Origin of the sequence: Halalkalibacterium halodurans, assembly GCF_005671335.1 — a bacterium.
GTDB classification, from domain to species: Bacteria; Bacillota; Bacilli; order Bacillales; family Bacillaceae_D; genus Halalkalibacterium; species Halalkalibacterium halodurans.
This window is the reverse complement of the sequence record NZ_CP040441.1, coordinates 1,501,514-1,526,962: the sequence shown is the minus strand read 5'-3', so window position 1 is coordinate 1,526,962 and position 25,449 is coordinate 1,501,514. Positions and strand designations below refer to the sequence as shown.

The window sequence follows — 25,449 nt, the reverse complement described above, 5'->3', positions numbered from 1 at the left end:
ACTCACCTCCCAAGTTGAGACGGTGAAGTTCATTAGCGGTCATTTTTTTCATCCGCTTCTTGATCACCTGTAGCTTTGCTAATGGAGTCACGCATATCCGTGTCAGCCATTACGTTCTGGTAGTTTAAGTAATCCATCACGCCCATATTCCCTTTACGCAATGCGTCAGAAAGGGCCATTGGTACTTCCGCTTCCGCTTCCACAACTTTCGCGCGCATTTCTTCAACTTTCGCACGCATCTCTTGCTCTTTTGCCACGGCCATTGCACGGCGCTCTTCCGCTTTCGCTTGGGCAATTTTCTTATCCGCTTCCGCTTGATCTGTTTGAAGACCGGCACCAATGTTTTTCCCGATATCAATATCTGCAATGTCAATGGAAAGAATTTCAAATGCCGTCCCAGCATCTAGACCTTTTTTCAAGACAGTTTGCGAGATTGTATCTGGATTTTCTAATACTTTTTTATGGTCGTCTGAAGAACCAATAGTTGAAACGATCCCTTCACCAACACGGGCGATTACAGTTTCCTCACCTGCACCACCGACAAGACGATCAATGTTGGCTCGCACTGTAATTCTTGCTTTCGCCTTTACTTCAATACCATCCATTGCCACACCGGCAATAAACGGAGTTTCAATTACTTTCGGGTTAACACTCATTTGCACAGCTTGCAATACATCACGACCAGCAAGGTCAATAGCTGCACAACGCTCAAAGCTTAAATCAATGTTCGCACGTTGAGCCGCGATAAGGGCGTTAACGACACGGTCCACATTTCCTCCTGCAAGGTAGTGACCTTCTAGTTTTGAAGTGCTCAAATCCAAACCTGCTTTTACTGCTTTGATGAGTGGCTCAACGACACGTCTTGGAATAACGCGACGGAGTCTCATTCCGACTAATTCAAAAATACCAATTTTGACACCTGCTGCTAGAGCGGAAATCCACAGCCCGACTGGAACAAACGTGAATAGTACCGCCAGAGCAATAAAAATGACCCCTAAAAGGATAATCAAGCCTAAATCAACTGGCATAACAAAATTCCTCCTTTTAATCATTCATCTGTTTCGCGAACAACGATCCGCGATCCAGATGTAGATACGACCTTTATCTTCCTACCCTGTTCAATATATCCTCCCTCAGAGACGACATCAAGTCGTTCCTCTCCAAATAGTCCCGATCCGGAAGGACGTAATGGTGTTAGGGATTGACCAATTAACCCGACAAGTTCTTGTCTTGTCTCATTTGTAATGTATCCTTTTTCACTGCTGGTCGATTCAGTAAGGATCATTTTTTTCCATGGTCCTCTTGATCCGAAATACCTAAACGTAATGATAGCAACTACCGTAGTGACGACAGCTGAGATTCCTAAAGATACGAGCATCCATGCAGTTGAAAAGGACGCGAGTAACATTCCTCCGATCATCCCTGCGATACCAAGGATACCAAATAGACCGAAGCCGGGCATAAACACCTCTATTAAAATTAAGAGAAAACCAGCGATAAATAAAATCATCGCTTCGTAGCCTGCAAAACCGGCAATTAAATGGCCGAAGAAAAAGAGCAGCAATGCTGAGATTCCCATGATTCCTGGGACACCAAAACCTGGGGAATAGAGCTCAAGCACAAGCCCGAGGCTACCGATAGAGAGTAAAATCGGAATGATTAGCGGATTTGTCACAAAGCGAGCTAGCTTTTCCGCAAAGCTTACTTCCATTTCCTGTTCGAAAGCATTGTCAATCTGAAGATGCTCTAATAGCTCTGCTCGATTTGACGCAATCGCTTCTGCATAATTAACTTCAAGCGCTTGACTCGCTGTAAGAGTTAACAGCTCTTCGTTTGAAATATCGAGCTCTGGAATTTCAATGCTACGATCCGCCATCGCTAAAGCGTACTTAGGATCGCGATCGTTATATTCAGCCGCATTTCGCATTTCAGCTAGCCAGTACGACTGAGCTTTCTCGTCGGCTGCATTTCCCGCACTATCAATGACAGCGGCTGATCCCATCGTTGATCCCGGTGCCATGACAATCTCATCTGCGTTTAACGCGATGTAGGCTCCTGCTGATAACGCTTGATCGATCACATAAGCAGTGATCGGAATGTCTGTCTCCCGCAAAGCTCTTGCCATATTGCCAGCTGCGTCCACTCGTCCACCTGGAGTATTAATTTCCAAGACGATATGATCAGCCCCTTCTTCCACCGCACTATCCAACGACCGCTGTAAAAACGCTTCCAATCCACGCTCGACTTCCTGTTCAACAGGGATGTAGTATACGAGAGGTTGATCCGATGTGCGGAACTCGCCTTGAGCCATGATTTGAAGGGGGGCAAGTAATATGGCTATGAGGATGCATGCTAGAAAACCGTAAAGCCACCGGATTCGTTCCATAGCTGTCCTCCTTTCTAGTTGATATCGCTATTTTTTTTTTACGAAATGTGTAGAAATAAGTTTCAACTTTTTACACGATCTTTTTTTCATTTTATCGAACCCGGTCTCCTATGTCCACCGACAGCAAAGACTGTTCAGCTTCTTCATCTGTAGGAATCATAAAAAGACGCCCTGTCCAATGACAAGACGTCGGATTGTTCAATTATGATAACTGTTGTTGCACGAGGCGATTGACGAGACCTCCGTCAGCTTTGCCTTTTACCTTAGGCATGATCGCCCCCATTACTTTACCCATATCGGCTTTTGAAGATGCTCCTACTTCTGCAATCGTCTCATTGACAATTGCTAGGAGTTCATCCTCTGACAACTGTTCAGGCATGTAATGCTCAAGTATAGAAATCTCATTGCGAAGCTTTTCAACGAGATCTTCCCGATTGGCTTTTTCAAACTCTTGGAGGGAATCTTTACGCTGCTTAAGCTCACGGTTAAGCACCGTTAATTGATCATCTTCTGTCAGATCGCGTCCGAATTTAATCTGTTCATTTTGCAAAGATGATTTCACCATACGAATGACAGAAAGCTTTTCTTTTTCCTTGTTTTTCATCGCTTCTTTCATGTCTTGATTTAAACGATCAAGGAGATTCAATTTCAACACCCTCTTTTATTTAGAACTTACGCTTTCTTGCAGCTTCGGATTTCTTCTTGCGACGAACACTAGGCTTTTCATAGTGCTTACGTTTTCTAACCTCAGCCAACGTTCCTTCTTTAGAGAGTGATCTCTTGAAGCGACGAAGTGCAGCATCAATCGATTCGTTTTTACGAACACGAGTTTCTGCCATATTCTTTCCCTCCCTCCGAAACAACCAACTAGATGTACACAAAAAATGCACGTCTTGTTTGATTATAATATATGGGTTTTTGTCGGTCAACTGAAACCGAACATTTACCAACTGATGAAGTTAAGAAATGAGTCATTCTTGTCCTCACTTGTCCATACATTGTATGGGGGTGGTTGTGCGTGACGCAACAATTGTTTACACTATTTGCCGTTTTTATTAGCTTATTTTTATTCGGAATGGCGGTCATGCGTGCAGGGCTCCTGACGATGAATGCTGAGAAAGCACGTGTTGGCATCCTTCGTTTCGTGGATAATCCACTAAAGGGCTTTTTTGTTGGCCTTCTTTTAACTATACTTCTACAAAGCAGTTCAGCTGTCATGATTGTCACCATTGGCTTTGTAGCAGCAGGATATGTAACGTTCCGTCAATCGATCGGAATCATTTTAGGAACGAATGTCGGTACATGTTTTACCGTTGAATTAATCGCCCTTGATTTACACTCATTGATTGTTCCCTTACTTCTCATCGGATTAATCGGTCTCGCGATCCCCCATCTCATCACATACTGTCTTGGCTGTGTTAGCTTTGGACTTGCATGCATTTTCATTTCGATGAACGGATTAGAGAACCTTGCTTCTCCGTTAGCTGCTATCCCGGCCATTCAAGCCTTTATCGAATTAACAAACGATTGGCTTATCGTTGGTGCTGGCGTCGGCACCTTATTAACGGCGCTAATCCAATCAAGTACAGCCACAACGGCGATTGCCATGGGATTTTTGAATGAAGAAATCATTGGGATACACGGAGGAATTGCCATTATGTTAGGGGCGAACATCGGTACATGCTTCACCGCCTTATTAGCTAGCATAGGATCAGGTCGCACCTCGCGCCTCGTAGCATTTGCCCATCTTTGGTTAAATGTGATCGGGGTCCTGCTCTTTATTCCCCTTATTCCACATTTGAGTCACTTCGTCATGACGCTAACGACGATTCCAGCTATTCAGCTTGCTCATGCTAGTACGATCTTTAATGTTATTTGTTCACTTGCGATCCTCCCGTTTGTTAAACCTTTTGCTTCGTTTATTGAAACGTTACACGGCCCATCACAGTAGAAAAAGCCGAGCATAAGAAAAAAGGAGCCTCCCTCAGGCTCCTCCTTAATAACTCCCTTCGCTACGCTCCCCGTTAACAATCGCCACCCCAGCACTCGCACCAATCCGAGTAGCACCAGCATCAATCATCGCTTTCGCGTCGGACAGATCTCTAACACCTCCAGAAGCTTTGACTCCTAAATTTGGTCCGACTACTTTTCGCATGAGCGCGATATCCTCAGCTGTAGCACCTCCGCCAGAGAATCCAGTCGACGTTTTGACAAAGTCGGCTCCTGCTTTTACGGCAAGCTCACATGCAGCTTTCTTCTCTTCCTCCGTTAATAACGATGTTTCAATGATTACTTTCGTTAATGCTTTCCCTTCTGCTGCTTTAACAACCGCTTGAATGTCGCGTCCAACAAGCTCGTATTGTTTATCTTTTAACGCTCCAATGTTAATGACCATGTCCACTTCTGTCGCTCCATTTTCAATGGCATTAGTCGTTTCAAACGCTTTCACTTCCGGAGTCGTTGCCCCTAGCGGAAAGCCGATAACTGTACATACTTTTACATGAGGTGCATCTTTTAGCAACTGTGCAGCAAGTGCAACCCAAGTAGGATTCACACAAACAGATGCAAATGAATATTCCTTTGCTTCCTCACAGAGCTTTACAATTTGGTCTTCTGTTGTATTTGGTTTAAGTAGCGTATGATCAATCATTTGTGCAATCGAACGTGACATGATTTCATCTTCCTTCCTCGTGAGTTGTACGTACCTCTCTGTATAGTAGCATAGAACAGAGCGATTGGCGAGCCGCATCCTTTATTGTTATCTTACGCCCATCACCTTCTCCTATCCCATCCATTGAGCGAACGAAAAACGACACCCACCGCAAACATTACGATAGATGCCATTGATCAGATCACCCGTGAGCCACTGCCTGAGGCTCTTCATCCAACACTCGGACAAATTCGCCTTCATTATAGGGGTACCCTGCCTTTGTAATTTTCACTTTTACGAGTTTTCCGATCATCTCGTCCGTTGCCGGAATTTTTACCTTTAAATAGTTATCGGTATAGCCAACATATAGACCGGAATTTGGCTCTTCTTTATCCCGCTCCTCAGGGATCATTTCCAATACTTCTCCTTCAAACTGTGACGCGTACTCCTTTGCTAGCTGATCAGAAAGTTGAATAAGACGGTGGACTCGTTCATTTTTTACATCTTCATTCACTTGATCTTCCATACGCGCTGCAGGTGTCCCCGTTCGCTTGGAGTATGGGAACACATGTAACTCAGAAAACTTATGCTTTGCAATAAAATCATACGTCTCTTGAAATTCAGCCTCCGTCTCACCGGGGAAGCCGACGATGACATCGGATGTGACCGCTAATCCTGGTAACGCTTCGCGGAGACGTTCTAACCGCTCAGCAAAAAAAGCCATCGTATACTTACGTCGCATCCGTTTTAATACAGTATCAGAGCCTGATTGTAACGGAATGTGCAAATGGCGGACAACCTTAGTCGAACGGTCAATGACTTCGATGACTTCATCGGTAAGCTGACTTGCTTCAATCGATGATATTCGAATTCGCTTTAAACCATTCACTTGTTCGAGGTCTTCCAATAAACGGGCAAGTGAGTAATCCTTTAAATCTTCACCATAACCACCCGTATGAATACCAGTTAAGACGATTTCTTTATAGCCTGCTTGAACGAGCTGCTCTGCTTGTTTAATGACTTCTTTCGGATCACGTGATCTCATCAACCCACGAGCCCAAGGAATAATACAAAAGGTACAGAAATTGTTACAGCCCTCTTGAATTTTTAATGATGCCCGGGTTCGATCTGTAAAAGCAGGTACATCCAACTCCTCATACACGCGAGATTTCATAATATTTCCTACACCGTTAATAGGCTGACGCTCTTTCTTGTATTGCTCAATGTACTCAAGCATCTTTTTTCGATCCTGTGTTCCAACAACAATGTCAACACCAGGAATCGCCATAACCTCTGCAGGGGATGTTTGCGCATAGCAGCCTGTAACGCAAATGACCGCATCAGGATTTTTACGGATCGCACGGCGGATCACTTGGCGACTTTTTTTATCTCCTGTGTTTGTCACTGTACATGTGTTGATGACATACACATCGGCCATTTGCTCAAAGTCGACCTTCTCATAGCCTTCTCCTTTAAACAACTGCCAAATGGCTTCTGTTTCATAATGATTCACTTTACACCCTAATGTTTGAAAAGCAACTGTTGCCATGTTTTTCACCTCATTCGTTCAAAGTGATACGAAATTGCAGCCAAGGCATAGAGAGAGGCCGTTTCCGTTCGCAAAATTCTCGGCCCAAGGCCTGCAGGCGCTCCTCCCGCCCTTTGAATCGCATCAATTTCTTCAGTTGTAAATCCACCTTCTGGTCCGATGATGACAAGAAGGGAGTCTCCATGATGTAATTCGTTCAAACAGGCAGCGAAAGTCATAAGGCGCCCTTCTTTCGCCTCTTCCTCATACGCGACGATCGTTTTCGTAAAACCGGAGATCTCCTGCAAAAGCTTAGAAAACGCTAGCGGCGTTTCAATGGAAGGGATCCGTTCCCTGTATGATTGCTCAGCGGCTTCCTTGGCGATTTTCATCAATCTCTCTGTTTTTTTTCGCCCCTTCTTCTCATCCCATTTCACAATCGAGCGACTGGCAGAGAACGGCCAAAACGCTTGAGCACCTAATTCTGTCCCTTTTTGCACAATGTAGTCAAGCTTGTCCCCTTTTGGTAGTGCTTGAGCGATCGTTACTCGAATAGGCAGCTCTGTATTTGGTATGAGTGGTTCAATGACACGAGCGAGTACTTCTGAATCATTCGCTTTCTCGATTTCACAGCGAACCGTCCGGCCATGACCATCGCTGCAAATTAATTCATCTCCGATCGTCATGCGCATGACCTTTATGATATGCTTCACGTCATCCCCTGTAATGGTGACATACGTATCTGTCATTTGTTCCTTTGGGACAAAATATCGTTGCATGTCTTTGCCTCACTCGTGTCCGTTTTTGGCGATGATCGCCACCCAGTCTTCCAATTCAACCGTCTCTTCGATCTGAAATCCGTTTGTGACGAGGGCATCTTTTACATCGTTTTTTTTCCTTTTAATAATCCCCGAAACAATAAACGTTCCTCCTGGTTTTAACACCGCTTTTGCATCTGCGACAAAGCGGATGATCACTTCCGCTAAAATGTTCGCGACGATGACATCTCGCGTCCCTGTAATCCCTTCAAGTAAATGATTTTGTCGAACCATTACTTGTCTATGAACTTTATTCAGCTTCACATTCATTTGAGCGCTCTTTACAGCTACTTCATCCAGGTCGAGTCCAAGCACCTCACTAGCTCCAAGTTTGGCTGCTGCAATGCTCAGAACCCCTGAACCTGTTCCAACGTCAATCACTGACTCGCCGCCTTGGATGACGTTTTCGAGCGCCTGAATACAAAGAACGGTCGTAGGGTGGGTACCTGTTCCAAATGCCATTCCTGGATCGAGCTCAATGATCATTTCATCCTCATGGGCTTCATACTCTTCCCAAGTCGGAACGATCGTGATGGTGTTTGACACTTTCACCGGCTTATAATACTTCTTCCAAGCCGTCGCCCATTCTTCCTCAAGGACTTCAACGAGTTGAATTTTATTATGACCGAGATCGATATCATAAAGCAAAAGACCATTAATAGCTTCCTTAATTTCCTCAATCGTTTCTCCTAAGAAACTATTGACAGGAAAGTATGCTTTAATCATCACACCTTCTTCAGGGTAATCGTCAGGGTTAAGTTGGTAGATTTCACCGTAATGCACACCCCATTCCTTCACTAAATCTTTAGGGTCTTCAATGACAACACCACTCGCCCCTGCTTCATGCAAAATATTGCAGACAGGTTCGACCGCCTCCTGTGTTGTATGGATGCTAAACTCAGACCATTTCATCTTACCAACTCCACCCTTTCTCTTCATTTACCCTTTAAACGCTCGCTTCACTTTTGCAAAAAAGGAATCGTCTTGCTCGTCGGGGCGACCGCCTGACATTTGTGCAAACTCACGAAGTAGCTCTTTTTCTTTTTCAGAGAGCTCCTTCGGCGTAATGACGCGAACTTGAACATGCTGATCTCCTTGCCCGCGACCGTGTACGTTCGGAACTCCTTTTCCGCGCAAGCGAAAACTTGTACCCGTTTGCGTCCCTGCTGGGATTTTTAGCTTAACTTTCCCATTCAATGTTGGGACTTCAATCTCATCGCCTAGGGCTACTTGGACAAAGGTTAACGGCATTTCACAATAAATGTCATCGCCATCACGCTCAAAAAACTCATGGGGCTTCACATTAAACACAATATATAAATCTCCAGCAGGTCCTCCGTTAACTCCAGCTTCCCCTTGGCCAGAGAGCCTTATTTGTTGACCGTGATCAATGCCTGCCGGTACTTTGACATTGATTTTTTTCCGTTTACGTACTTTTCCTTTTCCTCCGCATGTTGCACATTTATGCTTAATATATTTTCCTGTTCCCTCACAATGGTGACAAACTCGGCGATTAACGACGCGGCCAAACGGCGTATTTTGCTCAATATTAAGCTGACCGGAGCCGCCGCAATGCGGACAAGATTCCGGCTTCGTCCCAGGCTTTGCACCAGAGCCTGAACACGTATGACAGGTCTCTTCCCGCGGGATTTCAATCGTCGTTTCTTTACCGAAAACAGCTTCCTTAAATTCAAGGGTCATCGTATATTGCAGATCCGCACCTTGACGAGGTGCATTCGGATTGCGTCTACCCCCGCCGCCACCAAAGAACATATCAAAAATGTCACTAAAACCACCGAAGTCACCAGCACCGCCACCGCCAAATCCTTGGTTCGGATCCGTATGGCCAAATTGGTCATAATGGGCTTTTTTCTGCGGATCACTTAGTGTATCGAACGCTTCTTTTACTTCCTTAAATTTATCCTCTGCATCGGGTGCCTTGTTCACGTCAGGATGGTATTTACGTGCCAATTTACGGTACGCTTTTTTCACTTCATCCGCGGACGCGTTACGATCAACACCAAGGACTTCATAGTAATCCCGTTTGCTCATGTCATCCACTCCCGATTCTTCTGAACTATCCATGTTATTCATTGTTCAAGAGCTTATGCTATGCTAGCTCTTGCAATCTTTATGGTTGACTGTATCACCGATTATCTCACTATCACATAACGTTCATCATACCATTTTTTCTGGCTGCAAAGCAAGATGTTCTAGTTGCACGATTTTTTTCGTAGAAAAAGCCAAAGTCATGGCTCTGACTTTGACTTTTTCTAAAGCTAAGATTACTTTTTATCTTCCTCATTGACTTCTTCATAATCTGCATCCACAACGTTGTCATCCTGCCCTTTTTCCGCTGTGCCTTGATCCCCTTCAGCCGATTGGGCTTGCTGTGCTTGTTGAGCCGCTTGCTCATATAGTTTTGTCGTTAAGGCTTGAACGACTTGTTGAAGCTCTTCTTTCGTTGTGCGAATCTCATCAATATTGTTCGCTTCGATCGCTTTTTTCAGCTTTTCTTTTGCTTCCTCGGCTTTCGTCTTCTCAGCCTCATCTACATTATCACCGAGATCTCTTAACGTTTTCTCGGTTGTAAAGACGAGCTGATCCGCTTCATTCCGTAGCTCTACTTCTTCGCGGCGTTTCTTATCAGCCTCAGCGTTCGCTTCTGCGTCCTTGACCATCTGATCGATTTCTTCATCTGTTAAACCGGAAGAAGATGTAATCGTAATGGACTGTTCTTTGTTTGTGCCGAGGTCTTTCGCTTTAACGTTTACAATCCCGTTCGCATCAATATCAAATGTAACTTCGATTTGCGGTACCCCACGTGGTGCCGGCGGAATATCTGTTAGTTGGAAGCGACCGAGCGTCTTGTTGTCGGCAGCCATTTCCCGCTCTCCTTGAAGAACGTGGATATCAACAGAAGGCTGGTTGTCGGCAGCCGTTGAAAAGATTTGCGATTTGCTAGTAGGGATTGTCGTATTACGCTCAATAAGCTTCGTAAACACGCCTCCCATTGTTTCAATTCCAAGTGAAAGCGGGGTTACGTCGAGAAGTACGACATCTTTAACATCTCCTGTTAGAACCCCTGCTTGAACCGCTGCACCAAGGGCAACGACTTCGTCTGGATTTACCCCTTTATGTGGTTCTTTTCCTGTAAGGTTCTTAATCGCTTCCTGAACGGCAGGAATACGTGTAGATCCTCCAACGAGAACAACTTTATCAATTTCACTTGCAGAAAGGCCTGAATCTTGTAATGCTTGACGTGTAGGCCCAAGCGTTCTTTCTACTAAGTGTGAAGAAAGCTCTTCAAACTTCGCGCGAGTAAGGGTTAGTTCAAGGTGCTTTGGTCCTGTTGCATCCGCTGTAATGAACGGCAATGAAATTTGTGTTGACGTCACACCAGATAAATCCTTTTTCGCTTTCTCAGCAGCATCCTTTAAACGTTGCATCGCCATTTTATCCTGTGATAGATCAATGCCATTTTCCTTTTTAAATTCTGCGATCAAATGGTCAATGATCACTTGGTCAAAGTCATCCCCACCAAGCTTATTGTCCCCTGAAGTGGCCTTTACTTCAAAAAATCCATCACCTAATTCGAGAATGGAAACGTCAAACGTACCACCACCGAGGTCGTAGACAAGAATCGTTTGATCGTCTTCTTTGTCAAGACCATAGGCAAGAGCAGCTGCTGTTGGCTCGTTGACAATCCGCTCTACTTCTAATCCAGCGATTTTCCCTGCATCCTTTGTCGCTTGGCGCTGTGAGTCGTTGAAATAAGCTGGAACCGTAATAACTGCTTTCGTTACTTCTTCACCGAGATAGGCCTCAGCGTCAGATTTTAATTTTTGCAAAATAATCGCAGAGATTTCTTGCGGTGTATATTCTTTTCCTTCAATGTTTTCTTTGTGGTTCGTCCCCATGTGACGCTTGATTGAAATCACGGTGTTAGGGTTCGTGATCGCTTGTCGCTTTGCCACTTCCCCTACTTGGCGTTCCCCATCTTTAAATGCCACAACAGAAGGGGTAGTACGGTTTCCTTCTGGATTCGGAATAACCGTCGCTTCGCCACCCTCCATAACGGCTACACATGAGTTTGTTGTTCCAAGGTCAATACCAATGATTTTGCTCATCGTTAAGACTCCTCCTATTACCTTTCCAATGGTTTTTAATTATGTAGTGCTTCTATATTAGGCGTTCACTTTCACCATCGAAGGGCGGATCACCCGATCCTTTAGCTTGTAACCCTTCTGCAATTCCTCCACAATTTCATTTGATTCAAATTCAGCATCCTCAACTTGCATCACGGCTTGGTGAAGATGCGGATCAAAGGTTTCTCCCTTTGTCTCAATCACTTCAAGGCCTTCTTTTTTCAAGGCTTCAGAGACTTGGCGATAGACCATTTCCATCCCTTTAAGCAGCGTTTTTGTTTCCTCTTGCTCAGGTTCCACGAGCAATGCACGTTCAAAATTATCAAGAGCAGGTAACAGCTCCTCAATTAAAGACTGAGCTCTATATTTAGCAGCCGCTTCTTTTTCTTCTCGTTGACGGCGGCGGAAATTGTCGTAATCTGCCTGTATACGTAAAAGACGTTGATTCAGTTCATCAACCTGTCCTTCTAATTCAGCAATACGTTTCTCTTCCTCAGACAGCTCATTTCCTTCTTCATTCGCTTCATCCGAGTCCTCGTTGGATGGGTCTTCAGTTAACATCTCATCTTCTGTTTCGGCTTTTTCTTCCGTTTCTTCAACAGATGTTTTTTCGTTTTCTACCAACGATCGTCACCTCCTGTATGAAATCATATGTAGAACAATTAGCAGCATCAATGCACACTAATTGTCAATATTACCATCTCTAGCTTTGTTGATACAAGTCTGTCAGCAACTTTGTTAAGTCTTTTGATAGGTGCTCAACAACAGAAATCGTCCGGCGATATTCCATTCTTGTTGGACCAACGATTCCGATCGTTCCCATATGCTTGCCACCAATGGAATAAGATGCGGTGATCACACTGAGATCTTCAAAAGCTTCCACGTTGTTTTCATGGCCGATTCTCACCTGAATCTGCTCGCCGCTTGAGCGAATCATTTGATGCATGACATCGTCCTGCTCAAGAATCGTTAAGATTTGTTTGATCTTCTCCACATCGCGAAATTCCGGCTGGGATAACAAATTTGTTTTCCCACCGTAAAAGACTTTTTCAGATTTTTCTGCTTCAAACGTCTTTTCTAACAAATCTAGTACGAGTTCATAGTTCGTCACGTGAAAACGGAGAACATCTGCAACCTCTTTATTTAACCTTTCACGAAGCTGAAACAGAGAGACTCCTGCCAATCGCTCATTTAAAATGTTGACCGTCTTTTCAAGATCGACCGGATTAACCGAATGAGGCAGATGCATCGTTTGATTTTCAACATACCCTGTATCCGTGACAAAAATCACGACAACCGAATGGGCCGTAAGGGGAATTATATGGATGCTTTTAAGTTTCGTTTCAAACATTTCAGGACCTAGTACAACAGAAATATAACGAGTCATCGACGATAAAATCTGTGCCGATTGTTGAATCGCTTGTTCGACTTCCTGGATCCTCTTTGTGAAAAGCTCATGAATGTAGTGCCGTTCTTTCTTCGTTAAACGGTGTGGCATGAGCAAATGATCCACGTAGTACCGATACCCTTTCTGAGAAGGTATACGTCCTGCAGAACTATGAGGTTTCTCAAGAAAACCTAGTTCCTCAAGATCCGCCATCTCATTTCGAATCGTTGCCGGACTAAAGGTAATATCCTCTCGCTTGGAAATGCTTCTAGAACCAACAGGTTCAGCAGAGCGAATATAGTCATCAACAATCGCTTGTAGAATCAACAGTTGACGGTCTGTTAACATGGCTATATCCCCCCTATTGAGGTTGCTTCACATAAAGACACTTAGTGATATGTGATCATCGCATTGAGTTTTTCATGCCTTCGACTGTTAGCACTCTCATAGTTCGAGTGCTAAATCTATTGCTAACTTATCAAAAAGGTTCCTATTTGTCAACGTAGATGATGGATCAATAGCAAATTTTCATTGCTGCTTTCCTTCGTCTAATACAGCTAAGAATTGTTCGAATACTTCATTTCCTAATAATAGCCCCTCGTCGGTTAAGCGGACACGGTCATCTGTACGCTCGAGCAAACAGCGTGCGACCAATTGGGCGATTTGCTTCTCATACAAGGAGAACATCGAGACGCCAAAGCGCTCAACAAATACACGCTCCTCTACACCTGATCGTTTTCGCAAGCCAAGAAACATTTGCTCCTCCATTTGTTCAACTCTCGATACATGATGGGACTCAAAAACAGGCCGCCTTCCTTCTTCCATGGCTTGCAAATATTTTGGCAGAGGGCCATGGTTCATATAACGAACACCGCCTACATATCCGTGGGCCCCTGCGCCAAACCCGTAATATTCATCATTGTTCCAATACACGAGATTATGCCGACTTTCATATCCCTTTTTCGCAAAATTGCTTATTTCATATTGCTTAAATCCATGTTTTTCCGTCTCATAACACAACTGCCTGTACATTTTCACTTCATCGTCTTCAGGCGGGAGCGTCAGTCGTCCTTGGCGTTGACGATTGTAGAAAACCGTCTTTGCCTCCACTTTTAATGAATAACAGGACAAATGTTCTACCTCGAGGGCAAATGCTTCTTTTAAGGTTTCCGCAAACATCTCAGGTGTTTGCTTTGGTAAACCGAGCATCAAATCGAGGGATAGATTCGCAAACCCGGCTTGCCGACTCTTCTCAACGGCTTGCTCCACACTCTTTTGATCATGCGTTCTGCCAATCTCTTTTAAAAGCAATGGTTGAAAGGCTTGAACCCCTATGCTCAAACGATCCACACCGTACGAGCGAAGAACGTCGAGCTTTTCCTCATCAATGCTGTCAGGGTTCACCTCAAAGGTGAATTCCTCCAAATCGCTTAAAGGCAACGTCCGTTTAATACTCGCTAGCAGCTGAGCTAACTGATCAGCCGTTAAAGCGGTCGGTGTACCGCCACCGACATAGAGGGTTTGCAATGATTTAGTCGGCTGTTCTGCAACAACCATCGCCATTTCTGTTTCTAAAGCTTGTAAATACTCATTTACCGGCTGGTTTTTCAAATAAAATTTATTGAAATCACAGTAGTAACAAATATGCTCACAAAATGGGATATGAATATAAGCTGCTTTTGGCATGCGGTGACTCCTTTCGTCCATTCAGCACCGTTTGTGATACCATGCGATAGTATAACAACCTTTTGCTTATTAGAAAAACTTACCTTACCGCCTTAGCGCAAGTTAAACACGATAAAAAGGAAACCTCCCATAAAGCAACGCTTTATAAGAGGCTCACGATTTACGCTGTTACTTTTTCGGTTCATCCATACGCAATACGGCCATAAATGCTTCCTGTGGAACCTCCACATTCCCCACAGCTTTCATTCGCTTCTTTCCTTCTTTTTGCTTTTCTAGAAGCTTCCGTTTACGTGAGATGTCACCGCCGTAACATTTCGCTAATACGTTTTTACGCATCGCTTTGATCGTTGAACGGGCAATAATTTTCGTGCCAATACTCGCTTGAACTGGCACCTCAAATTGCTGGCGTGGGATGAGTTCTTTTAGCTTTTCAACAATTTGTTTTCCTCGTTCATATGCAGAGTCACGGTGGACAATGACAGAAAGGGCATCAACGACTTCACCATTCAGCAAAATGTCCATTTTCACTAAGTTAGATGGCTTATAACCGATCAATTCATAGTCAAAGGAGGCGTATCCTTTCGTGTTTGATTTTAATTGATCAAAGAAATCATAGACGATTTCTGATAGGGGAATTTCATAAATGATTTGCACTCTGTTTTCATCAAGGTATTGCATGTCGATGAAAATCCCGCGCTTCCCTTGACAAAGCTCCATGACAGCTCCGACAAAATCGTTTGGAACCATGATCGTCGCTTTGACATACGGCTCTTCTACTTCCTCAATCTTTTGCCTATCAGGCATGTTAGACGGATTATCAATTTGCTGTACTTCCCCGTTCGTCAGTTGAACGCTATATACAACGCTTGGTGCCGTCGTAATTAAATCAATACCAAATTCTCGCTCGATCCGCTCTTGAATGATTTCCATATGGAGAAGTCCTAAGAAGCCGCAGCGAAAACCAAAACCGAGAGCTTGTGACGTTTCAGGTTCATATTGCAATGACGCATCGTTCAATTCAAGACGCTCTAACGCCTCGCGCAAGTCGTTGTAATCATTCGTATCGACTGGGTATAAGCCGCAGTAAACCATCGGATTCATTCGTCGATAACCAGGAAGGGGCTCGTCCGCCGGGTTGTTCGCGCTCGTGATCGTATCACCGACCCGAGTATCACCGACATTTTTTATAGAAGCGGTTAGAAAGCCAACATCACCTACAGTAAGCTCTTCCCGCTTCTCAGGCTTTGGTGTGAAGACGCCCACTTCGGTAACTTCAAACTCTTTTCCAGTTGCCATCATTTTAATTTTTTGTCCAGGTTTCACAGATCCTTCTACAATTCGAATATAGGCAACAACGCCTCGATAAGAATCGTACAATGAATCGAAAATCAATGCTTTTAGCGGACCTTCTGGATCTCCACTCGGCGCTGGAACTTTTTCAACAATTTGTTCTAAAATTTCTTCAATCCCAATTCCATTTTTAGCTGAAGCAAGGACAGCTTCCGACGCATCAAGACCGATCACATCCTCCACTTCTTGGCGAACACGCTCAGGCTCAGCACTCGGCAAATCAATTTTATTAATAACCGGTAGGATTTCAAGATCATTATCGAGGGCTAAATAAACATTGGCCAACGTTTGCGCCTCAATCCCTTGCGCCGCATCAACAATAAGCAGTGCCCCTTCACAGGCAGCTAAACTCCGGGAAACTTCATATGAGAAATCCACGTGACCTGGTGTATCAATTAAATGAAAAATGTACTCATTTCCATCGTTCGCTTTATAAACAAGCTGAACTGCATTCAGCTTAATGGTTATGCCCCGTTCACGCTCAAGATCCATAGCATCCAACATCTGGTCTTTCATTTCTCGTTGCGTGAGGGCACTCGTCTTCTCAAGAATTCGGTCCGCCAACGTTGACTTCCCATGGTCAATGTGGGCGATAATCGAGAAATTCCGAATTCGCGACTGACGAGCGAGACGTTCCTCTCTTTTCATCTTCGTCATCACTCCTACGACATCGTCAAAAATACACTAGTTTCAATTATAGCAACGTAAAAGTGATCATTCAATATATTGTTCATTTCAAGAACGAGATCCGTTTAACACGTCATGGAACCATGAGGATAATGTCGCTAACACGAACCTTGTCCCTTGATTGACACCATTTGCTAACGCTTCACCTAAAGCGGAGAAAAAATTAAACTGACCGGTTTCCACATTCCGTTCTTGTTTTTCCGCTAGTTCCATCGTCTCCTGCAGCCGTTCATCGCTCGGTTCACGTTGTTTTTCAGGTCGCTCCTCAATAACCAGCGGCTCGGGCTCTGACAGTCCTAGATGCTCGTTCATTTGTTGCACACCAAACAATGCCCCTGTTAATCCAACCACTATACATGCTACACAAAGGAAAATCACTTGTCTCATAGCTGCTCCCCTTCTTATCGCATTCTTCCCTTAGCGACGAAAGCTTGTCCGATTAGGACGATTTGTTATTTATAACCGTATGCGAGAAAAAGTCCAAATAGAAGGAGGCTTACGAAATAAAAAAAAGAGCCCGCCAGTTGGCGAGCCCAAAGATTTTAATGGGTGTACGCTCCCACATTGTCTTGATTGACCCCTTGATGTAGAGCAGCATTCAAGCCAGAGGCAATGACATTCGCCATATCTTCAATAAAGACATCCACTTCCTTAGGAGTGACCATTAAATTATGACCGAGGGGAGCCAACACTTCTTGAATGAGCTGCCGCTTCTCTCCCTCAGGTAACGTGCCCATCATCCCAAGAAATGTCTTTCGCTTTTCTTCTGGAGGCAGATCCTCATCTGTTAGCTCACGACGTTCACCAAATGTCATTCCGGCTGGAGCCAATGCTCGAGATGGCTTTTCCCCTTCCCGCAGCTCCCGGCCAAAATGCTTTAATACGTAATCAATGGCATCACTAGTAATTGTAACAGCATCTACTACAGTCGGAATTCCAACTGCAATAACAGGAATTCCAAGCGTTTCTTTGCTCAGTTCCTTCCGTTTATTCCCGACCCCACTACCAGGGTGGATCCCTGTATCGGATACTTGAATCGTCGCATTCACCCGTTCAATCGATCGTGACGCAAGGGCATCTACAGCAATGACGAAATCAGGCTTTGTTTGTTCAATGATTCCGTAAATAACATCGCTTGTCTCAATCCCTGTCACACCCATTACACCAGGAGCGATCGCACTCACTGGTCGAAAGCCTTCCCCTACTTCTTCTGGCGCTAAAGTAAATAAATGACGCGTGACTAATAAATTTTCTACCGTAATCGGACCCAAGGCATCTGGGGTCACATTCCAGTTTCCTAACCCCACCACGAGGCAAGTATGGTCTTTCGTGATCCCTAACTCCCCCATAAATTGAGAAAATTGCTGGGCAAACACCCGCTCCATTTTTTCTTGAATGTCCGTATCTTTTTTTCGGATTCCTTGTGATTCAAATGTTAAATAGCGCCCCGCTTTTTTCCCTGTACGCTCAGCCCCTAAAGGATGAATGACCACTTTGCTTACCTTTACACCATCCATAACCGTTTCTTCAATATCAAAACCTTCAACAGTTGACGCTGGCTGTTTTGCTTCTTGTGCTTCTTGTTCCTTGACTATATCGTGAGCTTCAATGGCTAAATCAGTTCGTACATTATACTGTTCTAAATTTAATTCCTTCACCATTCTTCCCACTCCTTCTTCGTTCTCAAATAATTGCTGCAAAAATTATCGTTCCCTATCGATTCGTATTCCATTCTCTATTGCATTTTTCTTCCGCATTTGATAGAATGCAGATTGTTGTCAAGATGATCACATTGATCTCTTTTTCTTTTTTAACTATGTTCGAAAAGTGAATAATGTCATCATGAGACATGTCTTGTACCCTTTTTGAACAACTCTTAAAGAAACCGAACGGACCATTTGTGACGAGCGGTTCATTAAGATCAACGATGGTTATTCGGGAGGTGAAAGGGAATGCCAAATATTAAATCTGCGATTAAACGTGTAAAAACAAACGAAAAGCGTCGTATTCAAAACGCTTCTGTTAAATCTGCACTTCGCACAGCGATTAAGCAATTTGAAGCGAAAGTTGAAAACAACGACGCAGAAGCGGCCAAAGCAGCTTTTGTTGAAGCAACAAAAAAGCTTGATAAAGCAGCGAACAAAGGTCTTATCCATAAAAACGCAGCATCTCGTCAAAAATCTCGCCTTGCGAAAAAATTGAACGGACTTTCTGCGTAACGGACAAAAGCCTCTCCTTGATAACGGAGCAGGCTTTTTTTCATGGGTAGTTACGCTTTGTCCACTAACCTACGCTCTCCCTAGAACCCATTGTGAGTAAAAACAATTCTAATGCCAGCACTTTATCAACCTTTCCACTTTTAATCGCAAACTCTGTATCCGCAGCTTTTTCGATTAGGGAATATAACAGTTGGTCTGACATGCTGGCTGCTTTTTTTCCCGCAAGTTTGGCAACATAGGGATGAATTTTTAACGGCTTCGCCATCTGATTCGGGGTGTATCCTCTTCGTCCAAGCTCTTTGACTTGGTACATGATGCGAAACTGCCGTGTTAATAAGGCCAACAGCTTCAATGGCTCCTCTTTTTGTTTCAGGAGCTCATGGTAAAGAGAGAGCGCTTGATGAGTCCTCTGATTGATGGCAAAATCAATCAAATCAAAAATGTTCTGATCAAGCGTTTTGGCAACGAGCAAGGTTACGTCCTCTGATCGGATGATGCCTCCTTCCCCTACATACAACGCTAATTTATTCATTTCAGATGCTAATTGGGTCAAGCGAAGACCCGTCATCCCTAACAACGTGTCGATAGCTTTCTCGTCCATCTCCACCTGAAGCTCGCTTGCCAGTGAGGATAGCCATGCTTTTGCCTCTCCTTCGTCCAAAGGCTTTGCCTCAAGAACAATCGACTCTTTTTTGATAAGCTTCGTGATTTTTTTTCGTTCATCGAGCTTTTCATAAGGGGCCATGATCAGCAAAACCGTCTCTGGAACTGGGTTCAATATGTATTGCTCCAATCGTTTCACATCGTGCTCAACATCAAGCTTTTGGCTTGTAAATAGGGCAGCATCTTTTAAGATCACGACCCGCTTCGAGCCAAAAAAAGGAACCGTTTCTGCTTCTTCGAGCGCCGTCTCAATCGGAACATCAGTAAGGGAATAAGATGAAACATTCATATCCCTTTCCTCATCCGATAACGTTACGGACAAAATGTCCTGTATGAGGTCTTCCATTAAAAACAACTCGGTCCCATACATAAAATATACAGGGGCCACTCGTCCCGCTTGGACGTCTTGCTTTAATTTTAAATAGTTCATTTTCGGTCACATCCTTTAAAAGCAAGCCAATCATCAATACAAAAAACGAACATAAGCTGTTCGAATTTAGTATATCATATAGGTACGAATGGAAAAGGGAGATGAACCAGATAAAGCCCATCCCCCATTTATGATAAACGTCATAAAGGAGGACCCCGAGCCATCCTCTTTATGACGATAATCATAACCGCCTGTGTAGTTGTTATGATATCCTATGCAACCTGAAACTATAGGTGACAACTCTTAGCAACCAAGGGAAGTGATCTAGGTTTATGAGAATTTTATGAACAAGCCTGCAATTCTCACGACAGCTTGTCAAATCTGGTAGATTTTTTTGGGGATATCCCTTATACTGAAATTGCGATGAAGGAGGAGATACGATGAACCACTTTGAGAAAGATGTTCAGTATAAGAAAAACGACTTTATTGATTCCATTGTTGGATTTGCAGTAGTGTTTGGCTTTTTCACCGTACTTTTCACGATTGCAACATTAGTTGATGTGTTTGGTGGACATTAATCCGTAACAACCACTTTGTGATAAAAGTGGTTGTTTTTGTTTATCCATGACAATTCAATCTGTCGTCATCACCCGAGCGTAAATCCCTCCATCCCGAATCGTTAACTTAACAGCTCCATGGAGGTCTGTCCGCAGTACAAAAGTTTCATGTTGCTCCAACGCTGCCAATACATCTTGATTTGGATGCCCATACAGATTGTTTCTGCCTGCTGAGATAAGAGCCACCACCGGGTGAACGGCTTCAAGAAACGGATCAGTCGTTGAAGTAGCACTCCCATGATGGCCTACCTTTAACACATCTGCCTTTAGATCACCATAACCTTCCAACAATCGTTTCTCGCCTACTTCCTCTAAATCACCTGTGAACAAAAAACGAACCCCTTCAATTACCGCATATACGACAACCGACTGATCGTTGAGCTCCTCTTCATCACCAAAAGGAGATAACACGCGAAAGGAAGAAGAACCTATCACCCATTGATCACCCGACTTAACGAAACGAATTGATGCTCCTGCTTTTTTTAACGCACTTAAAACTTCCATTTCCCGTTCGGTGTATTCGGCATGTTTGTATCCATAGACGACTTCATCCACCTTTATGGATCGGACCAGTCCTTCAGCTCCGCCAAAATGGTCCTCATGTCCGTGGGTTAAAATTAATTTATCGATCCCACGTATCCCTTTCCCCTTCAAAATCGGTGTCAGTACTTGCTCACCAATATCTCTCGTGTTACGCCGTTCTTGCCACGGCTCCATTTCCCCATAGGTTACCCATCCACCGGTATCAATCATATAAACCGCCTTTCTTCTTGGAAGCTCAATCAAAAAGCTGTCCCCTTGACCAACATCAATCATAGTTACTATGGCTTCATTGCTCCAATACGGGGAATAAATTTGCCAAGCGATAAGAAATAATACGACCGAAAAAGCACCCCAGGCTTTGAATGGTTCCTTTCGTTCAAGCCATGCCCAACCAATGATCAAGCTGATCATCATTAGAAAAACGCTATTTAGTGACGGCTTTCCAATGACAACAGCGGCAAACGATTGTTCGTTTAAAACCAAAAGAAGCTGATGGACGATTGGCACAATGATCTCAAGAATGAATAAGGGAAGCTCAGCAACCCCTGGATGTATCAATAGCGAGCTTGCAACGAAAAAGCTTAACGGCAAAAGAACAAAAGAGACAACGGGTACAAAGAGAAGATTGAGAGGAACAGAGAGGATGGGCAGTTCAAAAAAGTGATACAAAATAACAGGCATGGAGATCAGTTGGGCGAGGAACGTGACTTTTACCAAGGAGAGCAACGGTCGATTGATTGCTTGCAATAAGGTGGAGGATGAAAGAAGCAGCGCACACGTCGTTAAAAAGGAGAGCTGGAAGCCTAATTGGAAAATCGCGTATGGTTCAATAATGATGTAAATGACGGCAACTAAAGAAAGGACGATTATCGGCGCCAATCGCTTTTGAAAACGGAGTGCTAATAAAACAGTCATCGTCATCCCTACCGCGCGAACAACTGAAGGTGCCGCCCCTGCGACAATGGCATAAAAGGGGAGAAACAATAGGAGCAACTCATACGCTCTTTCACGTGTAACACCGAGCCGGATGAAAAGATAAAAAACAGCTGCGACCACGAGTCCAACATGAAGCCCTGATACCGCAAGTAAATGGATGACCCCTAATGACTGGTATGCAGATAGTAGCTCGCTGTCAAGTTCACTTCGATCACCGTAGACGAAAGCTGCAATTAATCCTGCTGTTTCATCGGATGCCAAGTCATAAATGTCTTGCAATTGTTCGCTCCGCCAGCGTTTTACCTTCATAAAAAGAGTCGTGGGCTGGTCACTACACTGCCATTGCGTTAAATCGGTACGAAATATCCAATGGATTCGATTATTATCTAAAAACTGCCTGTAATTAAATTGGTATGGGTTCGTCGGTTCACTAGGTATCTCTAACTGGCCAACGAACGAGCAGACCATCCCTATTTGCGTCATTTCCAGTTTATCTTTCTCCGCTTCAGCTTGGACCCTTCCTCTAATGAGCACTTTTTCACCATCTGTTGTTTTTACGGTCGCAGAAAATTGGTCCCCGTCCAATTCTGGATCAGAAATGAGCGTCCCTTCCACGCTTTGAACTAACGGATTTAGTTGCGTCTCGTTTTGCCTTTCTTGGACGACTCCGTACAACCAAGCACATAAAAAGAGAAGGATCGCTAGAAAAAGAAGCAGAAAACGCCGATATTGTTGACAGACAATGATCAGGAGTAGAAGGAACGCGAGGAATCCGAGGAGGGCACTAAAGCCCCGCAAGCCAGTAGCGAGGCCTAGCATGATCAATAAAGAGAAGAGGAAAATGATTCGGGAAGCCAAGCCATCACCTCACATGAACCTAGGTTTAAGAATTAGGAAGGATCATTCGCCCATTAGCGATTTAAGAAGATGTATAAAGACGGTTGGCCTTTTCGTGCAATTGACGGATCTCAGCTTCGTCATAGCCAGTTTCAGCCAGCCTTTTTAACAAATCAGCAGTAAACGTTAGTTTTTCTTCGTTGTGCCGGTCCAAAATCATTTCTTCTAATTCGACCTGCTCCACGTCTACCCCCGCATCACGAAACAACTCTTCAGCATACGGGGAATTTTTATAGTCCGTTGCATAGTAAACTTTTTTAATACCACTTTGAATAATGGCTTTCGTACAGTTCACACACGGAAAGTGGGTTACATAAATTTCTGCGCCCTCTGTAGGTACCCCGAATTTTGCACATTGCAATAACGCATTCACTTCAGCATGAATCGTTCGAATGCAATGCCCCTCAACAACGTAACAGCCTTCATCAATACAATGAGGCCCACCTGAAATCGATCCGTTGTAACCACCAGCAATAATCCGCTTATCGCGAACGATCGTCGCCCCTACCATAAGGCGAGTACACGTACTCCGAAGTGCTAACAAGTGGCTCTGTGCCATAAAATATTGATCCCAAGAAATTCGATTCAACTTGCTCACCTCTACATTTTGTCTCCTGTAAGTGTAGTGGACGCTCACTACTTCGTCAATGTCCTAATTCAACCGCAAGTAAGGGGCGAGCTTTTCATATGACTTTTCCCCAATTCCTGAGACGTTCATTAGCTCCTCCAATGAAGAAAAGGCTCCATGCTCTTCACGGTAGGAGATGATCGCTGTCGCTTTAGCAGGGCCAATTCCTGGTAATGATTGTAGTTCCACTTCAGTCGCTCGATTTAATACGACCATCTGGGTATCCCCTTGCTCATTTTGCTGTTCAGGGAGAGACTGTTCAGCTTCACCTTGTTCAGGAACATAAATAAACATCTCATCGTGTAATTTTACCGCTAAGTTGACACTTTCAGCAGCAGCCTTTTCTGTCATACCACCCGCCTTTTCAATTACGTCAATCACCCGTTCCCCTTGTACCATCTCATAAACGCCAGGATGTTCCACAGCTCCCTTCACGTCGACCACCAACCGTTCATTCGTTCCATCAAGCTGCTTGTCAGCCTCCGATAAGGGCTGATTGTTATCAAAAGACATAAATATGTCCTCCTCAGCCTGGTTATTTTCTTTTAATCCAACATTGCCAAAGGCCAAAAAGACCATTACACTTACTATCAGAGCGAAAATGAGAGCGACCACACTCACCAACTGCTCCCTTTTTGTCAATGGAAAAAATTTCATTTATTAATCACCTCACGATCGAGCGAGAAAGGAGCCCAAAATGAGCGTACATTTACAAATTGCAGACCAAATCAAAAAGCATCGTCAAGCGCAAAAACAGTTTCAACAAATGGATCAAAAGCGAGAGGCAGCGATCGAAAAAGCGGTAAGCGAAGCGAAGCAAGGCAAGCCTTTCACAACCACAGCCATTAATCGAATCACAGAAGAGATGAATCAACTAGCTAAACTATATCAATTGCCTACACGTAAACTTGTAACCGTTGAGATGGTCAAGACTTACGCGTTACGCATGCAAAAATAAGACAACAAACATATTCTCCTAACTCCTGTCATACATGTGTAAGTAAGGATCCATCATATGTCAACTTGATGGTAGCAGCGAGAAGGAGGCGACATCATGAAAATCGGGTTTATTGGGACAGGAAGTATGGGAACAATTCTCATTGAATCATTTCTCGAATCATCCGCCTTAACAGCCGAACAAATGGTGATAACAAATCGCACACGGGAAAAGGCAGATGCGTTGGCTCGTCGGTATCCCGGGCTATCGGTAGTTGATCACCCAGAGGAGGTCGTTCAGCAGACTGACTGCTTTTTTGTTTGTGTAAAACCGATGCAGTTCCACCGCGTGTTAATGGACATACGTCCCCATTGTTCGGCAAACAAACTGCTCGTCTCGATCACAAGCCCAATCTCAATCGCCCAATTAGAAAACTCTGTTGATTGCAAAGTGGCCCGAGCCATTCCGAGCATCTTAAATCGGGCTTTCGCGGGTTCAACGCTCGTTAGCTTCAGTGAGCGTTGTCTTGAAGAGGATCGGTCGTTCCTTTGCGGCTTATTGGGCACCATTTCAGAGCCATTATTGATTGAAGAAAAAATTACACGGGTATCTTCAGATATCGTAAGTTGCGGGCCCGCATTTTTTAGTTATTTAACGCAACGTTTCATTGAGGCAGCGGTTCGGCAAACAGCGATTTCCGAAGAAGACGCGACGGTGTTAGCGACCGAAATGTTAATTGGGATTGGGAAATTGTTAGATCAGGAATTATATACTTTACCGACGTTACAAAAACGGGTATGTGTACCTGGAGGTATTACTGGGGAAGGGATCCGCGTGTTAGAGGAAGACGTGGGTCACATGTTTGATCGCCTGTTTCAGAAAACCCATCAAAAATATTATCACGAACAGGAGAAAATTTCGTCTCAGCTTACGTTAAAGGGTTGAGTCACCTCCTTGTAAGAGATAAAGGACAGGGATATCCCTGCCCTTTATCATTTT

General features: G+C 44.1%; 25 protein-coding genes. 5 read left to right on the top strand and 20 right to left on the bottom strand.

Features of this window, described 5'->3' with window-relative positions; all coding sequences use genetic code 11:
- Positions 1-32 precede the first annotated feature (32 nt).
- The 4 genes from floA to rpsU all read right to left on the bottom strand — a co-directional run bounded on the left by floA (position 33) and on the right by rpsU (position 3,225).
- A complete protein-coding gene (gene floA / locus FED51_RS07445) occupies positions 33-1,028 on the bottom strand; it encodes a flotillin-like protein FloA (RefSeq protein WP_010897522.1) in 996 nt (331 codons plus the stop codon).
- 20 nt (positions 1,029-1,048) lie between these two features.
- Positions 1,049-2,386, bottom strand: a complete 1,338-nt coding sequence (locus FED51_RS07440) for an NfeD family protein (RefSeq protein WP_010897521.1) — start codon at positions 2,384-2,386, stop codon at positions 1,049-1,051.
- Positions 2,387-2,588: 202 nt separating this feature from the next.
- Positions 2,589-3,032, bottom strand: coding sequence for a GatB/YqeY domain-containing protein (locus FED51_RS07435; protein ID WP_010897520.1), 444 nt, complete (start codon positions 3,030-3,032; stop codon positions 2,589-2,591).
- 19 nt (positions 3,033-3,051) lie between these two features.
- Positions 3,052-3,225, bottom strand: a complete 174-nt coding sequence (rpsU, locus tag FED51_RS07430; RefSeq protein WP_010897519.1) for a 30S ribosomal protein S21 — start codon at positions 3,223-3,225, stop codon at positions 3,052-3,054.
- A gap of 179 nt (positions 3,226-3,404) precedes the next feature.
- Between rpsU and FED51_RS07425 the strand changes: the two genes are divergently transcribed.
- A complete protein-coding gene (locus FED51_RS07425; RefSeq protein WP_010897518.1) occupies positions 3,405-4,337 on the top strand; it encodes a Na/Pi symporter in 933 nt (310 codons plus the stop codon).
- 45 nt (positions 4,338-4,382) lie between these two features.
- On the opposite strand, the gene deoC is transcribed toward FED51_RS07425, so the two are convergent.
- The 12 genes from deoC to gpr all read right to left on the bottom strand — a co-directional run bounded on the left by deoC (position 4,383) and on the right by gpr (position 18,301).
- A complete protein-coding gene (gene deoC / locus FED51_RS07420; protein WP_053431526.1) occupies positions 4,383-5,057 on the bottom strand; it encodes a deoxyribose-phosphate aldolase in 675 nt (224 codons plus the stop codon).
- A gap of 181 nt (positions 5,058-5,238) precedes the next feature.
- A complete protein-coding gene (gene mtaB / locus FED51_RS07415; protein ID WP_010897516.1) occupies positions 5,239-6,585 on the bottom strand; it encodes a tRNA (N(6)-L-threonylcarbamoyladenosine(37)-C(2))-methylthiotransferase MtaB in 1,347 nt (448 codons plus the stop codon).
- A 5-nt stretch (positions 6,586-6,590) separates the two neighbouring features.
- Complete coding sequence (locus FED51_RS07410) at positions 6,591-7,343, bottom strand: 16S rRNA (uracil(1498)-N(3))-methyltransferase (RefSeq protein ID WP_010897515.1); 753 nt, start codon at positions 7,341-7,343, stop codon at positions 6,591-6,593.
- 9 nt (positions 7,344-7,352) lie between these two features.
- Positions 7,353-8,294, bottom strand: coding sequence for a 50S ribosomal protein L11 methyltransferase (prmA, locus tag FED51_RS07405; protein WP_010897514.1), 942 nt, complete (start codon positions 8,292-8,294; stop codon positions 7,353-7,355).
- 27 nt (positions 8,295-8,321) lie between these two features.
- Positions 8,322-9,434 (bottom strand): molecular chaperone DnaJ, encoded by a 1,113-nt coding sequence (gene dnaJ, locus FED51_RS07400; RefSeq protein ID WP_053431528.1) that lies wholly within the window; start codon positions 9,432-9,434, stop codon positions 8,322-8,324.
- A 233-nt stretch (positions 9,435-9,667) separates the two neighbouring features.
- Entirely contained in the window at positions 9,668-11,512 is a 1,845-nt protein-coding gene (gene dnaK / locus FED51_RS07395; RefSeq protein WP_053431529.1) for a molecular chaperone DnaK, read from the bottom strand.
- Positions 11,513-11,569: 57 nt separating this feature from the next.
- On the bottom strand, positions 11,570-12,154 hold the full coding sequence (grpE, locus tag FED51_RS07390) for a nucleotide exchange factor GrpE (RefSeq protein WP_010897511.1): 585 nt from the start codon (positions 12,152-12,154) through the stop codon (positions 11,570-11,572).
- Positions 12,155-12,233: 79 nt separating this feature from the next.
- Positions 12,234-13,265 carry a heat-inducible transcriptional repressor HrcA gene (hrcA, locus tag FED51_RS07385; protein WP_053431530.1) on the bottom strand — a complete coding sequence of 344 codons (1,032 nt, stop codon included), beginning with the start codon at positions 13,263-13,265 and terminating at the stop codon, positions 12,234-12,236.
- A 180-nt stretch (positions 13,266-13,445) separates the two neighbouring features.
- Positions 13,446-14,603 (bottom strand): radical SAM family heme chaperone HemW, encoded by a 1,158-nt coding sequence (gene hemW, locus FED51_RS07380; RefSeq protein ID WP_010897509.1) that lies wholly within the window; start codon positions 14,601-14,603, stop codon positions 13,446-13,448.
- A 168-nt stretch (positions 14,604-14,771) separates the two neighbouring features.
- Positions 14,772-16,601: a translation elongation factor 4 gene (gene lepA / locus FED51_RS07375; protein WP_053431531.1), complete on the bottom strand. Its 1,830-nt coding sequence runs from the start codon at positions 16,599-16,601 to the stop codon at positions 14,772-14,774.
- Between the two features lie 87 nt (positions 16,602-16,688).
- The gene (locus FED51_RS07370; protein ID WP_010897507.1) at positions 16,689-17,027 is read right to left on the bottom strand and encodes a DUF3679 domain-containing protein; all 339 of its coding nucleotides are present in this window, start codon (positions 17,025-17,027) and stop codon (positions 16,689-16,691) included.
- Between the two features lie 155 nt (positions 17,028-17,182).
- Entirely contained in the window at positions 17,183-18,301 is a 1,119-nt protein-coding gene (gene gpr, locus FED51_RS07365) for a GPR endopeptidase (protein ID WP_053431532.1), read from the bottom strand.
- A 291-nt stretch (positions 18,302-18,592) separates the two neighbouring features.
- Between gpr and rpsT the strand changes: the two genes are divergently transcribed.
- Positions 18,593-18,859, top strand: a complete 267-nt coding sequence (gene rpsT / locus FED51_RS07360) for a 30S ribosomal protein S20 (protein WP_053431533.1) — start codon at positions 18,593-18,595, stop codon at positions 18,857-18,859.
- Between the two features lie 64 nt (positions 18,860-18,923).
- On the opposite strand, the gene holA is transcribed toward rpsT, so the two are convergent.
- Positions 18,924-19,952, bottom strand: a complete 1,029-nt coding sequence (gene holA / locus FED51_RS07355; RefSeq protein WP_053431534.1) for a DNA polymerase III subunit delta — start codon at positions 19,950-19,952, stop codon at positions 18,924-18,926.
- A 380-nt stretch (positions 19,953-20,332) separates the two neighbouring features.
- Here holA and FED51_RS07350 point away from each other — a divergent pair, with 380 nt between their 5' ends.
- Entirely contained in the window at positions 20,333-20,470 is a 138-nt protein-coding gene (locus tag FED51_RS07350; protein WP_010897503.1) for a YqzM family protein, read from the top strand.
- Between the two features lie 54 nt (positions 20,471-20,524).
- Here the strand turns inward: FED51_RS07350 and FED51_RS07345 are convergent, their stop codons facing one another.
- From FED51_RS07345 to FED51_RS07335, 3 genes are all read right to left on the bottom strand, one after another.
- Positions 20,525-22,846, bottom strand: coding sequence for a DNA internalization-related competence protein ComEC/Rec2 (locus FED51_RS07345; protein WP_053431535.1), 2,322 nt, complete (start codon positions 22,844-22,846; stop codon positions 20,525-20,527).
- Between the two features lie 61 nt (positions 22,847-22,907).
- Positions 22,908-23,474 (bottom strand): ComE operon protein 2, encoded by a 567-nt coding sequence (locus FED51_RS07340; protein ID WP_010897501.1) that lies wholly within the window; start codon positions 23,472-23,474, stop codon positions 22,908-22,910.
- A 63-nt stretch (positions 23,475-23,537) separates the two neighbouring features.
- On the bottom strand, positions 23,538-24,026 hold the full coding sequence (locus FED51_RS07335; RefSeq protein ID WP_166740016.1) for a ComEA family DNA-binding protein: 489 nt from the start codon (positions 24,024-24,026) through the stop codon (positions 23,538-23,540).
- 184 nt (positions 24,027-24,210) lie between these two features.
- Here FED51_RS07335 and FED51_RS07330 point away from each other — a divergent pair, with 184 nt between their 5' ends.
- Positions 24,211-24,471, top strand: a complete 261-nt coding sequence (locus FED51_RS07330; protein ID WP_053431537.1) for a YpbS family protein — start codon at positions 24,211-24,213, stop codon at positions 24,469-24,471.
- 96 nt (positions 24,472-24,567) lie between these two features.
- Positions 24,568-25,395, top strand: a complete 828-nt coding sequence (gene comER, locus FED51_RS07325; RefSeq protein ID WP_053431538.1) for a late competence protein ComER — start codon at positions 24,568-24,570, stop codon at positions 25,393-25,395.
- The last annotated feature ends 54 nt before the right edge of the window (positions 25,396-25,449 follow it).

Bases quoted from the DNA above. Each gene is read 5' to 3' on its own strand.
- FED51_RS07330 (WP_053431537.1), top strand. From the start codon at position 24,211: ATGAGCGTACATTTACAAATTGCAGACCAAATCAAAAAGCATCGTCAA.
- FED51_RS07335 (WP_166740016.1), bottom strand. From the start codon at position 24,026: ATGTCTTTTGATAACAATCAGCCCTTATCGGAGGCTGACAAGCAGCTT.
- rpsT (WP_053431533.1), top strand. From the start codon at position 18,593: ATGCCAAATATTAAATCTGCGATTAAACGTGTAAAAACAAACGAAAAG.
- comER (WP_053431538.1), top strand. From the start codon at position 24,568: ATGAAAATCGGGTTTATTGGGACAGGAAGTATGGGAACAATTCTCATT.
- deoC (WP_053431526.1), bottom strand. From the start codon at position 5,057: ATGTCACGTTCGATTGCACAAATGATTGATCATACGCTACTTAAACCA.
- holA (WP_053431534.1), bottom strand. From the start codon at position 19,952: ATGAACTATTTAAAATTAAAGCAAGACGTCCAAGCGGGACGAGTGGCC.
- mtaB (WP_010897516.1), bottom strand. From the start codon at position 6,585: ATGGCAACAGTTGCTTTTCAAACATTAGGGTGTAAAGTGAATCATTAT.
- hrcA (WP_053431530.1), bottom strand. From the start codon at position 13,265: ATGTTAACAGACCGTCAACTGTTGATTCTACAAGCGATTGTTGATGAC.
- prmA (WP_010897514.1), bottom strand. From the start codon at position 8,294: ATGAAATGGTCTGAGTTTAGCATCCATACAACACAGGAGGCGGTCGAA.
- floA (WP_010897522.1), bottom strand. From the start codon at position 1,028: ATGCCAGTTGATTTAGGCTTGATTATCCTTTTAGGGGTCATTTTTATT.
- FED51_RS07370 (WP_010897507.1), bottom strand. From the start codon at position 17,027: ATGAGACAAGTGATTTTCCTTTGTGTAGCATGTATAGTGGTTGGATTA.
- dnaK (WP_053431529.1), bottom strand. From the start codon at position 11,512: ATGAGCAAAATCATTGGTATTGACCTTGGAACAACAAACTCATGTGTA.
- gpr (WP_053431532.1), bottom strand. From the start codon at position 18,301: ATGGTGAAGGAATTAAATTTAGAACAGTATAATGTACGAACTGATTTA.
- hemW (WP_010897509.1), bottom strand. From the start codon at position 14,603: ATGCCAAAAGCAGCTTATATTCATATCCCATTTTGTGAGCATATTTGT.
- rpsU (WP_010897519.1), bottom strand. From the start codon at position 3,225: ATGGCAGAAACTCGTGTTCGTAAAAACGAATCGATTGATGCTGCACTT.
- FED51_RS07440 (WP_010897521.1), bottom strand. From the start codon at position 2,386: ATGGAACGAATCCGGTGGCTTTACGGTTTTCTAGCATGCATCCTCATA.
- FED51_RS07350 (WP_010897503.1), top strand. From the start codon at position 20,333: ATGAACCACTTTGAGAAAGATGTTCAGTATAAGAAAAACGACTTTATT.
- dnaJ (WP_053431528.1), bottom strand. From the start codon at position 9,434: ATGAGCAAACGGGATTACTATGAAGTCCTTGGTGTTGATCGTAACGCG.
- lepA (WP_053431531.1), bottom strand. From the start codon at position 16,601: ATGAAAAGAGAGGAACGTCTCGCTCGTCAGTCGCGAATTCGGAATTTC.
- FED51_RS07410 (WP_010897515.1), bottom strand. From the start codon at position 7,343: ATGCAACGATATTTTGTCCCAAAGGAACAAATGACAGATACGTATGTC.